The organism is Pseudomonas sp. WS 5027 (assembly GCF_012985695.1).
Classification (GTDB): Bacteria; Pseudomonadota; Gammaproteobacteria; order Pseudomonadales; family Pseudomonadaceae; genus Aquipseudomonas; species Aquipseudomonas hygromyciniae.
In genome coordinates, this window is the sequence record NZ_JAAQWU010000004.1 from 101,834 (window position 1) to 116,147 (window position 14,314).

Here is a 14,314-nt window from a genome sequence, read left to right on the forward strand (position 1 = left end):
GTTGGAAACCCTTAAGACATGTCGAGCCAATCTCGCCCAGCCACCTTGAAGTCCATGGCGACCGCACTTGGCGTGCATGTTTCCACGGTGTCCCGGGTACTCAATGGCGACCCGGCCGGGGTCGAGCGAGCGGCGTCTGCCGAAGTGGTGGCGCGTATCCGGGAATTGGCCAAAGAGCTGGATTATCGACCGAACACGCAGGCATCTAGCCTGAAACTGCGCAAAAGCCAGGAAATCTGTGTGCTGATGCCGCGCCTCACCGACCTGGTGATGGCGACCATTTATGACAGCATCGACAGTGCAGCCGAACAGGCCGGCTACCTGACCTTTGTTTCCAATACCGACGACCAGCAACCCCGCCAGATGGCCCGTGCCGAGCATGCCTTGCGCCGCTCGGTGGCCGGGCTGATCGTCGGCGATTCACATGTCGGCGAAAGCCAGCCGTTGCTGGAACTGCTGGCGCGCAAGCACATTCCCTACGTACTGGTCAGTCGCCAGATTACCGGGCATCTGGCGGCGTGCAGCGACGATGAACGCGGTGGCTGGTTGGCGGCCGAGCACTTGTACCAGTTGGGCTGTCGCGATGTGGCCATTCTGGCGGGCGAACGGCATGCCTCGACCGGGGCCGATCGCACCCGTGGGTTTACCCGTTATTACCGTGAGCAGGGCATCACGCTGCGCCCGGAGTGGACGCTCAATGGTCCTTTTGACAGCCTCACCGGACACCGCCAGGGCGAGTACCTGTTGGGGCTCAACCCACGGCCCCAGGCGTTTTTCGCGGTCAATGACTTCCTGGCCATCGGCTTGATGGGGGCCGCCCGTGACAAGGGCTTGATGCCGGGCAAGGACATTGCCGTGGTGGGCTTCAACGACATACCACTGGCCAATGAACTGATGGTGCCCCTCACCAGCGTGCGCCTGCCCCTGGCAGACATGGGCCGGCATGCGGTGGAGCTGCTGCTCAAGCGCATCGAGGGCGAGGCGTGCGAGTCGATCATGGTGGCGCCGCAGTTGCAGGTGCGGGCGAGTTCGTCTTTGTTGCGCTGAAGCCACTACCTCTTCGACATAGCGCTGTCGCGCAGCAAACTGGCCCCTTGTGGCGAGCGGGCTTGTCGGAACGCCGCATCGCCCGCGTTGGGCTGCGTAGCGGCCCCAAAAAAGCCCGCCGCGTTTCTTCAGATAAACCACGATAGCCGGGTTTAGGGCTGCTTCGCAGCCCAGCGCGGGGCAAGCCCGCTCGCCACAAAAAAATGTGTGGGGCATTCAGTCAGCGAAAAAATTCCCCGGGCGTCGCATCGAACTGTTGTCGAAACGCTGCGATAAACGCCGAAACCGATTCATACCCACACCCCAGCGCCACGTCCGTCACCCGCTCGCCGCGTTCCAGGTCGGGTAGGGCGCCAAGCAGCCTCAGCCGCTGGCGCCAGGCACGAAATGTCAGGCCGGTATCGCTCACAAACAACCGGCTCAGGGTTTTTTCACTGACCCCCAGCCGCTGGCTCCACTGTCCCAGTGTGGTGGCCTGTTCGGGGTGCAGGCTCAGGCTGCGATAGATCTGGCGCAACCGGCTGTCCAGTGGCAACGGCAGCATCAGGTCCACCTGCGGCGCGGCGGCCAATTGATCGAGCAACACTTGGGCCAGGCGCCCATCAGGACCATCTTCGGCATATTCCACCGGCAATTCGCTGAAACGGCGGATCAACTCGCGCAACAGGTCACTCACCGCCAACACTTGGCAGCGCTCCGCCGCCCAGGCGGTCACGCTGCAGTCGAGGTACAGACTGCGCATTTCGGTGTGTGGCGAACTGAACACCCGGTGTGGCATGCCTGCCGGGATCCACACCGCCCGTTGCGGCGGTGCCATGAAGCGCCCGACACTGGTCTGGATTTCCAGCACCCCGGAAATCGCATACGACAACTGCACCCACGGATGGCTATGGCGGCGGGTCAGGGCGCGGTTGGGCAGGGATTCGGTGCGGCCATACACCGGGCGCGGCAGGCTGGAGAGCCCGGGAATGCTGCGGCGAACGGCCTTTTCATGTCCTTTTGGCGGCATTTACTGGCTCATTGGCGTTAGTCGGTAACAAGCCGTTACGTTAGAGTCGGCACGACGCCCTGGCAACCCCTGGAAAGAACAGCCCATGACTCGCCCCCGGTTTTTACCCGATAACTTCACCCTGACCTTGATTGCCACGGTGGTCCTTGCCTCTTTGCTGCCGGTCAGCGGCCAGGCCGCAGTGGCGTTTGGCTGGGTGACCAACCTGGCCATCGCGCTGCTGTTTTTCCTGCATGGCGCCAAGCTGTCACGCCAGGCCATCGTTGCCGGCGCCGGGCACTGGCGTTTGCACCTGTTGGTGTTCAGCCTGACCTTCGTACTGTTCCCGCTGTTGGGCCTGGCGCTCAAGCCGTTGCTGTCGCCGATGATTGGCAAAGATTTGTACATGGGGATGCTCTATCTGTGCGCGCTGCCGGCCACGGTACAGTCGGCGATTGCCTTTACGTCGCTGGCGCGGGGCAATATCCCGGCGGCAATTTGCAGTGCGGCGGCGTCCAGCCTGTTCGGGATTTTCCTCACGCCGTTGCTGGTGACGCTGCTGCTAAATGTGCATGGCGACGGCGGCTCCACCGTGGATGCGATCCTCAAGATCAGCGTGCAACTGCTGCTGCCGTTTATCGCCGGGCAGATCGCCCGACGCTGGATCGGCGAGTGGGTGGGGCGTAACAAGAACTGGCTGAAGTTCGTCGACCAAGGCTCGATCCTGCTGGTGGTCTTCGGCGCATTCAGTGAAGCGGTCAATGAAGGTATCTGGCATCAGATCCCGTTGTGGGAATTGGCCGGTTTGCTTGTGGCCTGTTGCGTCTTGCTGGCACTGGTGCTGGTGGCGTCCGCGCTGTTGGGCAAGGTCTTTGGGTTCAACCAGGAAGATCGCATCACCATCCTGTTCTGCGGCTCGAAAAAGAGCCTGGCCACGGGCGTGCCGATGGCCCAGGTGCTGTTTGCCGGTAGCACCATGGGCGTGTTGATCCTGCCGTTGATGCTGTTCCACCAGATCCAACTGATGGTCTGTGCAGTGCTAGCCCAGCGTTACGCCAATCGCCCGGAGTCCATTCCCGAGATCATGGCGCAAGTCGATCCCTGAACCATCGTGTTACTATTTTTCCGCGCTGCTCAAGGGCTGGCATCGGGCCGTCAGGATCAGCGCGCAACAGAGTAAAACGACCTGTCGATGAGTACTTCCACCGCAACTCCCGCCGCCAACTGGCAACCGGTCATCGCTCTGGCGTTGGCCGCCTTTGTATTCAACACCACGGAATTCGTGCCGGTCGGCTTGCTCAGTGCCATCGGTGCGAGCTTTGACATGCCCATCGCCAAGGTCGGTCTGATGCTGACCATCTATGCCTGGGTGGTGTCATTGACGTCGCTGCCGGTGATGTTGCTGACCCGTAATATCGAGCGGCGCAAGTTGCTGATCGTGTTGTTCGGCATGTTTATCGCCAGCCATATCCTCTCCAGTGTGGCCAACAGTTTTGGCTTATTGATGGTTAGCCGCATCGGCATTGCCTTGTCCCATGCGCTGTTCTGGTCGATCACCGCGTCCCTGGCGGTGCGTCTGGCGCCGCCGGGCAAGCAGGTGCAAGCGCTGGGGTTGCTGGCGACGGGCACCTCGTTGGCGATGGTGTTGGGGATTCCTCTGGGGCGCCTGCTGGGCGAAGCGATGGGCTGGCGCACCACGTTCCTTGTGATCGCCGGGTTCGCTGCGGCCCTTGTGTTCTGGCTGGCGCGCACCTTGCCGTTGTTGCCGAGCCAGAACTCCGGTTCGCTGCGCAGCCTGCCGCTGCTGTTCAAACGCCCGGCGCTGGTGGCGCTGTATGTGTTGACGGCGATGGTGGTCACCGCGCAATTCACCGCCTACAGCTATATCGAACCCTTTGTGGAGCGCGTTGCGGGCCTGGGCGGCAATGCGGTGACGTTGGTGCTGCTGGTGTTTGGCGGGGCGGGGATCATCGGTTCATTGCTGTTCAGCCTGCTGCACCGTTTCAATCCCTATCGTTTTCTGCTGGTGGCGGTATCGGTGTTGGCTTTGTGCCTGGGGTTGCTGCTGCCGTTGAGTGGCGAGCTGTCGTACCTGGTGGTGTTGAGCGTGTTCTGGGGCATGGCGATCATGGCCTTTGGTTTAGCGTTGCAGTCCAAGGTGCTGGTGCTGGCGCCGGATGCGACTGATGTGGCGATGGCCATGTTTTCCGGGATCTACAACATTGGTATCGGTGGCGGCGCGCTGCTGGGCAGTTGGGTTGGCGGGCACTTTGGCTTTGCCTGGATCGGCGCGGCGGGGGGCTTGCTGGCGGTGGCGGCGCTGGGGTTGTACTGCCTGTCGATTTATCGGTTTGGGCAGGGTGGGGTGAACTGACCTGACGTTACCAGCAGCAAGCCTACTGTGGCTTGCTGTGGCGAGCGGGCTTGCCCCGCGCTGGGCTGCGTAGCAGCCCCCCATTAGAGCACCGCGTTCTATCAGTCGGATTAAATCAATAGGCTTCAGGGCTGCTACGCAGCCCAGCGCGGGGCAAGCCCGCTCGCCACGATAAGCCCGGTTGCCTCAGCGGGCCTGCGTCAGCCTCAGAACTGCGGCGTGTATTTGACGCTGAACATCACATTACGCGGGTCGCCGTAGAAGTTGTTGCCGTTCAACTGGTTGTAGCCGGACGTGTAGTACTTCTTGTCGAACAGGTTGTTGGCATTCATCGCCAACCCCACCTCTGGCGTCAGTTGATAGGCCAGGCGCGCATTCCACACCGTGTAGCCTGCCACGTCATAGGTGTACTCGTAGCCCAGGGTATGGCTCTGGGTGGTGAAGCCCAACCCGGCGCTGACCTTGCTCCAGTCGCCGCTGAACTGGTAGTCGCTCCATACCCGCAACATATGCTTGGGCGTCCACTGGCTGAAGACCCGGCCTTTGTTCGCTGGATCCTCAAGGTACTTGGTGGTGTTGTAGGTGTAGCCGGCAAACAGTTGCAGGCCGCTCAGCACTTCGCCGCTGATTTCCGCTTCCAGGCCTTGGCTGCGCACTTTACCGGAACCCGTTGCGCAGTAAGTGCCGCCGCAGATTTCGCCCAGGGAGTAGTCGGTGATCGCACGGTTTTCCTGGTCGTAGCGGAACAACGCCAGGGAGGTGTTGACCCGGCCATCCATCAACTCGCCCTTGAGGCCGACTTCGTAGTTGCTGCCAATCACCGGCTTGACCACCGCACCGCCGAGGTCGCGCTGGGTCTGTGGCTCGAACACGTCGGTGTAGCTGGCGTACACCGCCCATTCGCGGCTCAGGTCGTAGACGATCCCGGCGTAGGGCGTGACTTCGCCGGTTTCGTTGGTGGTGCTGGGTTTGTTGATGCTGGTGGTATGGGTCACCGCCATGACGGACGAGGAGGTGTAGCTGTAGTCATACCAACTGGCACGGGCACCAAGTACCAGGGTCAATGGCTCGATTGGCTTGACGCGCCAACTGCCATACAGGCCTTTTTGGCGAATGTCGTACTTGCTCGGTGTTGCGCGCCCGCCAGGGGTATTCATCAGGCTTTCATAGGTGACTTCGGGGCGGTGGTTGTTGATGTCGAAGATATTGTCGGCGCTGTCATTGAACGTCCGTGCAATGACGTCGTTGGTGGTGTACTTGGAATAGTTACCGCCCAGGGTGATTTCCTGCGCCATCGACAGCGCCTCGAAACGCCCGGTGAGGTGGGTGTCGAGGCCGATTTTGGTGCCGTCGAAATCGGTGTACCAGTCGGCATATGACACGCCGCTGCCGTCGGCTTCGATGCCTTCATTGTTGGTCTGTACGCGCTGGTGGGTGGAGGTGTTTTCCTCATGCATGCGTACTGCGCCGACTTTGAACTTCCAGTCGTCATTGAAGCGGTGCTCCAAGTCGGCATACAGGGTGGTGACGTCGATCTGCGAGTGGTTCCAGCGTGAGCCGGTGAAGGTCGAGCGCGACAGGTCGATCGACTTGCCGGTGGCATAGCGTGGCAGGCCGCGTAGCATGGGGCGCGACTCGGCATTGGTGCGGCTGACGGCCAAGCCCAGGGTGGTGTCTTCTTGCAGGTCGAAGTCCAGGGCGCCGTACAACGAGTGGGTCTTGCTCCATTCGTAGTCGATGAAGGAGTCGCTCTGGTCTTCGTCCGCCACCATCCGTCCACGAACCGTGCCGCTCTGGTTCAACGGGCCGCCGGCGTCCAGTTGCAGGCCGTAGTGGTCCCAACTGCCAGCCTTGGCGGTAAGGGCAACGGTGGGCGCCGTCTGCCCGCGCTTGCGCACCAGGTTGATCGCACCACCGGGACTGCCGGTGCCCTGCAGCAGACCGGAGGCGCCACGCAGCACTTCCAGGCGGTCGAAGAAGATCAGGTCCTGGGTGGCCCAGTTGCCCAGGGCATAGGTGTTACGCGGGATCGGCACGCCGTCGTACTGCCAGTCGTCGATCTGGAAGCCGCGGGAGGTGATGATCATGCCTTTGCCCACGCCTTGCACACCCACCAGGCCAGTGGTCTGGTTGACGGCGTCCTTGAGATCGACCAGGCCCTGGTCATCCATTTGTTTGCGGGTCATCACCGTGATCGACTGGGGGATTTCCTTGAGGGTATGGGTGCCCTTGCCGATGCTCACCGCGCGGGCGGCGTAGGAGCCGCTGCCTTCGGTGGTGGTGGGGTCGATACTCTGCTCGACGATGGAGGTCACACCCAATTGCAGCGCGCTGCCGGTGTCGGTGGCCGGTTCGACGCTGAAGTTGCCTTGCCCGGTGATACGCAACTGCAGGCCGCTGCCTGACAACGCGCGGTCCATGGCCTGTTCGGCTGGCATCTGGCCAATCACCGCCTGGGCCTGTTTACCCTGCACCAACACCGGATCCAGGGACACAATCCGCCCACTCTGACTGGCAATGGCGTTCAGCGTTTGGGCCAGCGGGCCGGCCGGCAGGTTGAAAGACAGGCTTTGGGCCTGCACCAGGGCGGGGCTCGCCAGGGTTGCCAGGGCAATGGCGACAGAAAGGGCGTGGGGCCAAGGGTTGAGCACAGCATTCTCCTGAAGGTGTGGACGTGTCAGGAGGTAGGTGGGCCGAGAAATGAAAACCGGACACAAATAAGAGTGATTTGCATAAAAAAGTTTGGGGCCGGGTTACTTGGCGCGAATCAGGGTCAGCCAGGGGCTGTAATGCTCGACTCGGATCGGCAGGGTTTCGGCCAGGGCAGCGAAGGCGCGGTGCGGGTCGTTGAGGGGGAATACACCCTGTACGCGCAAGTTGCGTACTTGCGGGTCGACGCGCACAAAACCACGGTTATATGGGCGCAGGGCGTTGACCACCTGTTCCAGGGAATCGTCCAGCACGTTCAGATGTCCGGCGAGCCAGTCGGCGCGGTAGCCCTGGTTGCCGGGCAGCGGTTCGATGCGGTTGGCGTGGAGCAGCACCGATTGGCCTTGCAGCACGGTGTGCTGGATGCCGTTGTGCAGGGTCGCCTGGACCGAATGCTCCAGCACCACCACCCGCGTGGCATCTGGCTCTTGGGATACGAGGAAGCGTGTGCCCAACGCTTGGACACTGCCCTGGGCGCTGCGCACGCGCAATGGTCGTTGCGGATCGGCCGCCACCTCAATTACCAGTTCGCCGCGACGCAGGATGATCAAGCGTTGATGCTGGTCGAATTGCAGGTCGACGGCGCTGCCTGCGTTCAGGGTCAGGCGGCTGCCGTCCAGCAGGGTGAACGTCTGGCGCTGACCGCGCGCGGTGTGCAGATCGGCCAGCAGGTCGTCACCCAGCGGGCTGCGCGCCGCCAGCCACAGACCGCCGCCGAGCAGGCCCAGGCCACTGATGGCGCGCAGTACTTCGCGGCGTGAACCCTGGGGCTGCAACAGCACCTGCCGCGCTTCCCCGGGCAGGCGTTTGTCGAGGCTGCGCAAGGTGTTCCACGACCCGCCCAGGCGCTCCTGCAAGCGGACCCAGGCCTGGGCGTGCGCCGGGTCCGTGGCCAGCCAGGCATTGAATCGTTCCTGCAACAACGCATCCGGGTTGCCGGCGCGCAGGCGCACCATCCAGTCAATGGCCTGCTCGCTGACCGGGTCCAGGCGGGCCTTGCTCATGGCGCCATCTCGGCCAGGTAGCACTGGCGCAGGGCTTGTTTCATGTAGCGGCTCACGGTGCGCTCGGACAATTGCAGCTTGCGCGCAATCGCCACGTAGCTCATGCCGTCGAGTTGGCTATAAAGGAACGTGGCCTTGACGATCAGCGGCAGGCCATCGAGGGCGCGGTCAATCGCCACCAGGGCCTGGATCAGTTGCAGTTGGTCTTCGGGGGATGGCGCCAGCGCCTCGGGGGTTGCGGCGAGTCGCTCCAGATAGGCGGTTTCCAGACGACTGCGGCGGTAACGATCAAAGATCAACCGGCGCGCAATGGTCGAGAGATAGGCCCGGGGTTGCTCGATGCTGTCGGGGTCGACCCGCGCGGCGAGCATCTGGCAGAACGTGTCGGCGGCGGTGTCCTCGGCGTCGGCGTGGTTACGCACGCGATGCTGGATATGTTGCAGCAGCCACCGGTGATGGTCATTGAAAAAGAAGCCCAGCTTGCGGAGTGGAGGTGATTGCACGGGTCGACTTTCTCAGGGGTGGTATTGTGAATCGTTCTCAATACTACCGTTTGTGCAATGGGTGCTGCAATAACCGGTCACACTGAACAGACAAATCCTGTAGCAGCTGTCGAGTCCTGATGAGGCTGCGTTTGAGTATTAAGCGCTCGGCGTGCTGCACCAGGCATGCCACTGCGCATGCTTTTGCGACAGCTTCGCCGCCGAGCGCCGCTTCGCTGGGCTCGGCGGCTGCTACGGGTAAATGCTCAGGGTTGTTGAACAGGGGGGATCGTGATTTCTCCATCGGGGAGGGTGGGGGCATGTACAACCACATCAGTCGATAATGTGTTTTCAGTATCGGGACGGCCTTCACGGTCAAATTTGTACAGATCGACAACATAGGTGCCTGGATCTAATGGGCCAATGGGGAATGAAAATTCGTGTTTGCTATTGATTATTCCTAAACCAACAAGCTTTCCCCGAACTCCATTTTCGTTCAAATAAGCTCCAAGTACAGGGACTGCTACATCAGAGTAGATGACTCTCCATGCCCCCTGAAGAAGTGTGATAACCCCTCTTTGAATAAGTGGCCTGGATAAATACATCTTCAGTACTAAGCCTGTCATGGTGAGAACTCCTCTTGGGAATATACAAGTTGGTCGCTGATTCACACACCCGAAAGGTTAGGGAAGTAGTCACGCAGAGGAACCTGTTAGTTCTGACAGTTTTTTAGATTGTTTAGCGATAGATAACCATTCGGGGCCGCATAGTGCGCATCCCCTGCACACCGCACCGTGTCGTGATGCTCGGTGCTTCAGGCAGTTGCCCGGCAGGACGTAGTCAATGCCTCATCGACAAGCAACTGCACGCCTTCAACCATCCGGCAGATACTCAGGGCGACGTTGCGTTGCACGTGGGTTGACCGACCGGAACCAGTGATCCGGCATACCCGAAGGTATGCCGCGCACAACTGCCGCGACACGATACCTCAAGCATAAAAAACGCCTGAAATAGGTCTTGGGCGCTTTGGTGCACTGGTTCACGCGGACGGTCAAATCCGGCCGCTGACTTGGCAGCGGCGTCGGAAAGGTTAGTCAGCGCCTGTCCGAGGGACACCTGAAACAGGTGTGGGAAACGTCTGGCCCTTCAGCGTTTTTTGCCACGAATACCAGGGCCAAACTTCGGCAGCACCATGCCGACCCTTTTCTGATAACACCGGTACTGTTCGCCAAAAAGCACAACCAGGTCCCGTTCCTCAAAGTGAACACCGATAAACAGATAGGCCGACATCCCCAGCGCAAAGAGCAGCCGGCCGGCGCTCATGTCCGGTGTCGCCCAGAACACAATCAAAAAACCCAGGTACAACGGATGGCGCACCACCTTGTAGAGCCCTGGGGTCTTGAAGGCATGGACGCGGGGTACAGCGTTTCGGTAGCGGTCGATGGCCTGCTTGAGGCCAAACAGCTCGAAATGGCTGATCAGTAGCGTGGCCACTAGGACCAGCACCCAGCCCAGCCAGAATGTTGCGCTCACCATCACTCGCAGCAGGCTGGTTTCCACTGTCCATACCGGCGTGGGCATCGGTTGCCAGAGCCAGAACATCAGCATCAACACCAGGCTGCTGAGCAGCACGTAGGTCGAGCGCTCAACGGTTGTGGGAATGTAACGGGCCAGCCAGGATTTGAAACCTTGACGCGCCATCACCGTGTGCTGCAGCGCAAACAGGAGGAGCAGTGACAGGTTGATCAACGCGGCCCACCAGTGGTTGATGAAATGCCATCATCTATGTTTTTGGGCACGACCACGCGGCCAATAAAGCCAATCAGGTAGAGGAAGGTGAGGAGAAAGATCAAATAACAGCAGGCGCTGTAGATCAATCCAGCCAGGCGCACTGTCAGGCCGTTTGCGGTTGTATCAATGTTCATGGACGACTCCTTTCGTACATGGCGTATCCGTGACCGGCGGCCACGTGGGAGAGCGTGTGCGGACTTCCTTTCTCGCTTACACGGACAAGGCTAGGTACAGAACGGTATCTGGTCAAAGAAAAGCATAGAAAGGCTGGGGATCGACAACCCCTACAGGGTTTTTGATCACTCCCACAGGACGTGGGAGTGATCCGAGCAAGACGCTATCAGGCGATAGCATCCCAGGCGCGGTCGCCTTTCTCGTCCTTGATACGGGTCGGCAGGCCCATCACGTCCAGTGCCTTGAGGAACGGCTCGGCTGGCAGTTCTTCAACGTTGGCCATGCGTTGCACGTCCCACTCGCCACGGGCAACCAGCAGCGCTGCGGCTACAGGCGGTACGCCGGCGGTGTAGGAGATGCCCTGGCTGTCGGTTTCGGCATAGGCTTCTTCGTGGCAGGCCACGTTGTAGATGAACAGCTCGCGCGGCTGACCATCCTTGGTGCCCTTGACCAAGTCGCCAATGCAGGTCTTGCCGGTGTAGCCCGGTGCCAGGGAAGACGGATCAGGCAGCACGGCCTTGACCAGTTTCAATGGCACCACTTCCAGGCCTTCGGCGGTGGTGACCGGTTTCTCGGAGAGCAGGCCGAGGTTTTTCAGCACGGTGAACACATTGATGTAGTGTTCGCCGAAGCTCATCCAGAACCGCACGTTGGGCACGTCGAGGTTTTTCGACAACGAGTGCACTTCATCGTGGCCGGTCAGGTACAGGTTCTGCGAACCGACTACCGGCAGGTCGTCGGTACGTTTGACTTCGAACATGGTGTTGCTGGTCCACTGGCTGTCCTGCCAGCTCCACACCTGTCCGGTGAATTCGCGGAAGTTGATTTCCGGGTCGAAATTGGTGGCGAAATATTTGCCGTGGCTGCCGGCATTGACGTCGAGAATGTCGATCGAATCAATGCGGTCAAAATGCTGTTGTTGCGCCAGCGCCGCATAGGCGTTGACCACACCTGGGTCAAAACCCACACCGAGGATCGCAGTGATGTTCTTCTGCTTGCATTCCTCCAGGTGGTTCCACTCGTAGTTGCCGTACCACGGCGGGGTCTCGCAGACCTTGCCCGGCTCTTCGTGGATCGCGGTGTCGAGGTAAGCCACGCCGGTATCGATGCAGGCACGCAGTACCGACATGTTGAGGAACGCGGAGCCGACGTTGATGACGATCTGCGATTCGGTTTCGCGGATCAGTGCCTTGGTCGCTTCCACGTCCAAAGCGTTCAGCGCAAAGGCTTGGATCTGGGCGGGTACCTTGAGGCTACCCTTGGCCTTGACGCTGTCGATGATGGCCTGGCATTTGGAGATGTTGCGCGACGCGATAGCAATCCGACCGAGTTCGTCGTTGTGCTGCGCGCACTTGTGGGCCACCACCTTGGCGACACCTCCTGCACCAATGATAAGAACGTTCTTTTTCAATTGCTTTATCTCTCCTTTATCTGTCCGCTTTACGAAAGGCTGGACAGGTAGTCGTCGTAACCAAATTCACGAACCACTTCGACTGTACCGTCGAGTTGTTTCACTACGATGGACGGCATTTTCAGGCCGTTGAACCAGTTTTTCTTGACCATGGTGTAGCCTGCCGTGTCGATGAACGACAGTCGATCGCCGATGGCCAGCGGCTGATCAAATTGGTATTCGCCGAAGATGTCCCCGGCCAGGCACGACTTGCCGCACACCATGTACGTGTGCTCGCCGGTGCTTGGCGCCAGCTTGGCGTTGAGGCGATAAATCAGCAGGTCCAGCAAGTGGGCTTCGATGGAGCTGTCGACCACGGCGAGGTTCTTGCCGTTGTACAGGGTGTCGAGCACGGTGACTTCCAGGGAAGCGCTGTTGGTGATCGCCGCTTCGCCGGGTTCCAGGTACACCTGCACGTCGTACTTCTGCGAGAACGCCTTCAGGCGTTGGCAGAATGCATCGATCGCGTAGCCTTCACCGGTAAAGTGGATGCCGCCGCCGAGGCTGACCCAGTTGACCTTGTGCAGCAGCGCACCGAAGCGTTCTTCGATGGTTCCCAGCATCTTGTCGAACAGCTCGAAATCACCGTTCTCGCAGTTGTTGTGGAACATGAAGCCGGAGATCTGCTCGATCACGCCTTCGATCTTCACCGGGTCCCATTCGCCCAGGCGGCTGAAGGGGCGCGCCGGGTCGGCCAGCAGGTAGTCGGAGCTGCTCACTTGCGGGTTGACGCGCAGGCCGCGGGTCTTGCCCTCGCTGCGCTCGGCAAAGCGCTGCAGTTGGCTGATGGAGTTGAAGATGATCTTGTCGCAGTTGGCGAGCATCTCCTCGATCTCATCGTCGGCCCAGGCCACGCTATAGGCGTGGGCTTCACCTTCGAACTTCTGGCGACCGAGCTTGAGCTCATACAGCGACGAGGACGTGGTGCCGTCCATGTATTCCTGCATCAGATCGAACACCGACCAGGTGGCAAAGCACTTGAGTGCCAGCAGCGCCTTGGCGCCGGATTGCTCGCGCACGTAGGCGATCTTCTGCATGTTGGTCAGAAGTTTCTGTTTGTCGATGAGGTAATACGGGGTTTTGATCATTTTTCAGAGCCTGTGGCGGAGCCTGCCAAAAAAGGACAGGCATTGTGCCCGCACTTGGGGCAGATCGAAAGGTTCGTCAGCGGATTTTGCAGGGTAGCGGCCACTGTAGTCTGTCACTATGACTGTTTAACCTCGACGTGGCGCGCAGGGGTGGATGATCCATCTTTGTGTGGCCAGTTTTTACCGTGCGATCAAAGGACTGTTTCATGGCAAAGAAAAAGGGTGTTACGACCAACCTGGCTGGCAAATCGGCCAAGCATAAAAACCACACGGTACCCAAGGGGTTGCTCAAGCAGTGGTTGACGAAGAAAGACGAACAGGAAGGATACTGGGTGCTGGATTGCAACTCGGGCAACGTCCAGTTCCGTAAAGGCGATGGCGCCAGTTTTGCGATCAAGGAATTTCGGTATGTGCCAGTGCGCTATACGCCGGAGGGCACAGCCTATCGGGACGAATGGCTGGAGGATTGGTTCTCACAGGGCGAAAGTGACTTGGTGGTTGTCACGAAACAGCTATCGAGTGGCCAATTCGCAGCAGTAAAAGACAAAGCGCGGGACAATTTCATCACCGCAGCGATCATGCTGGGCTTTCGTAGTGCCTACGAGTTCGATTGTATGGAAATGAAATTAAGGCGTGAAAACCCGGACAGTTCGGATGAGGTAATCGGCCGTTGGGTCGTGGATCACTTTAGAAGCCTGCATGCGGCAAAGCTTGAGCAATTCAAGAACTGGGACTTTGCGCTCCACAGTGGGATGGCTGAGCGGTTGCTGATAGGGGATCGCCCATTGTTTGACATGACGATGAGTGACAGGCAGTTCCAAACCGTCGTGATCCCATTGACGCCAGATCATTTTTTATCGGGTTGCCCTCCAGAGAACCCTGCGCAAATCACTTGGCAACTTAAGTGTGGCCGCGCAGCAGGGGGAGCTGCAATCGGACTCAATAGTATGACGGCGAAACTTGCCCGGCAGTTTGTCGTCGGTGAGCATCAACAGTTACTGGCATTGAGCGATCTATTCACCCAGCAGCAGTTTACCGAGCGCAAGGCCAAGGATGTTTTTCTCGAATTTTCCAAGGAAAAGCACGTGGCCCGAACGCCGGTGAATGAGTAGAAAACTTCGCACTTATCTTCATGAGGAATATTCGTGATCATCTAAAATAAAATGAGTTTGTTTCACTATGACCATCTGCCGACAATAGCTCCCCT

At 59.6% G+C, this 14,314-nt stretch carries 13 protein-coding genes; 4 read left to right on the forward strand and 9 right to left on the reverse strand.

All coding sequences use genetic code 11. From position 1 onward, the window contains the following. Positions 1-18 precede the first annotated feature (18 nt). Positions 19-1,047 (forward strand): LacI family DNA-binding transcriptional regulator, encoded by a 1,029-nt coding sequence (locus tag HBO09_RS07010; RefSeq protein ID WP_169996406.1) that lies wholly within the window; start codon positions 19-21, stop codon positions 1,045-1,047. A 220-nt stretch (positions 1,048-1,267) separates the two neighbouring features. Here HBO09_RS07010 and HBO09_RS07015 read toward each other — a convergent pair whose 3' ends face one another. Next, positions 1,268-2,056, reverse strand: a complete 789-nt coding sequence (locus HBO09_RS07015) for a helix-turn-helix transcriptional regulator (protein WP_169996404.1) — start codon at positions 2,054-2,056, stop codon at positions 1,268-1,270. Positions 2,057-2,141: 85 nt separating this feature from the next. On the opposite strand from HBO09_RS07015, the gene HBO09_RS07020 reads away from it, so the two are divergent. Together HBO09_RS07020 and HBO09_RS07025 are read left to right on the forward strand one after the other, a co-directional pair. Further along, the gene (locus HBO09_RS07020) at positions 2,142-3,140 is read left to right on the forward strand and encodes a bile acid:sodium symporter family protein (protein ID WP_169996402.1); all 999 of its coding nucleotides are present in this window, start codon (positions 2,142-2,144) and stop codon (positions 3,138-3,140) included. Positions 3,141-3,227: 87 nt separating this feature from the next. Further along, on the forward strand, positions 3,228-4,409 hold the full coding sequence (locus HBO09_RS07025) for a sugar transporter (protein ID WP_170060858.1): 1,182 nt from the start codon (positions 3,228-3,230) through the stop codon (positions 4,407-4,409). Between the two features lie 206 nt (positions 4,410-4,615). Here HBO09_RS07025 and HBO09_RS07030 read toward each other — a convergent pair whose 3' ends face one another. The 8 genes from HBO09_RS07030 to HBO09_RS07060 all read right to left on the reverse strand — a co-directional run bounded on the left by HBO09_RS07030 (position 4,616) and on the right by HBO09_RS07060 (position 13,107). Further along, a complete protein-coding gene (locus HBO09_RS07030) occupies positions 4,616-7,060 on the reverse strand; it encodes a TonB-dependent receptor (protein ID WP_169996397.1) in 2,445 nt (814 codons plus the stop codon). A gap of 102 nt (positions 7,061-7,162) precedes the next feature. Beyond that, a complete protein-coding gene (locus HBO09_RS07035; protein ID WP_169996395.1) occupies positions 7,163-8,122 on the reverse strand; it encodes a FecR family protein in 960 nt (319 codons plus the stop codon). Continuing rightward, positions 8,119-8,625, reverse strand: coding sequence for a sigma-70 family RNA polymerase sigma factor (locus tag HBO09_RS07040; RefSeq protein WP_169996393.1), 507 nt, complete (start codon positions 8,623-8,625; stop codon positions 8,119-8,121). The genes HBO09_RS07035 and HBO09_RS07040 overlap by 4 nt, the downstream gene beginning before the upstream one ends. Before the next feature lie 245 nt (positions 8,626-8,870). After that, positions 8,871-9,230, reverse strand: coding sequence for a hypothetical protein (locus HBO09_RS07045; protein WP_169996391.1), 360 nt, complete (start codon positions 9,228-9,230; stop codon positions 8,871-8,873). A 520-nt stretch (positions 9,231-9,750) separates the two neighbouring features. Beyond that, the gene (gene mddA / locus HBO09_RS07050; RefSeq protein WP_346266424.1) at positions 9,751-10,353 is read right to left on the reverse strand and encodes a methanethiol S-methyltransferase; all 603 of its coding nucleotides are present in this window, start codon (positions 10,351-10,353) and stop codon (positions 9,751-9,753) included. Beyond that, entirely contained in the window at positions 10,350-10,529 is a 180-nt protein-coding gene (locus HBO09_RS29170) for a hypothetical protein (RefSeq protein ID WP_346266425.1), read from the reverse strand. The genes mddA and HBO09_RS29170 overlap by 4 nt, the downstream gene beginning before the upstream one ends. Positions 10,530-10,735: 206 nt before the next feature. After that, positions 10,736-11,980: a saccharopine dehydrogenase family protein gene (locus HBO09_RS07055; protein WP_169996389.1), complete on the reverse strand. Its 1,245-nt coding sequence runs from the start codon at positions 11,978-11,980 to the stop codon at positions 10,736-10,738. A 29-nt stretch (positions 11,981-12,009) separates the two neighbouring features. Continuing rightward, positions 12,010-13,107 (reverse strand): carboxynorspermidine decarboxylase, encoded by a 1,098-nt coding sequence (locus HBO09_RS07060; RefSeq protein ID WP_169996387.1) that lies wholly within the window; start codon positions 13,105-13,107, stop codon positions 12,010-12,012. 206 nt (positions 13,108-13,313) lie between these two features. On the opposite strand from HBO09_RS07060, the gene HBO09_RS07065 reads away from it, so the two are divergent. After that, positions 13,314-14,219: a DUF4238 domain-containing protein gene (locus tag HBO09_RS07065; RefSeq protein ID WP_169996385.1), complete on the forward strand. Its 906-nt coding sequence runs from the start codon at positions 13,314-13,316 to the stop codon at positions 14,217-14,219. Positions 14,220-14,314 lie beyond the last annotated feature (95 nt).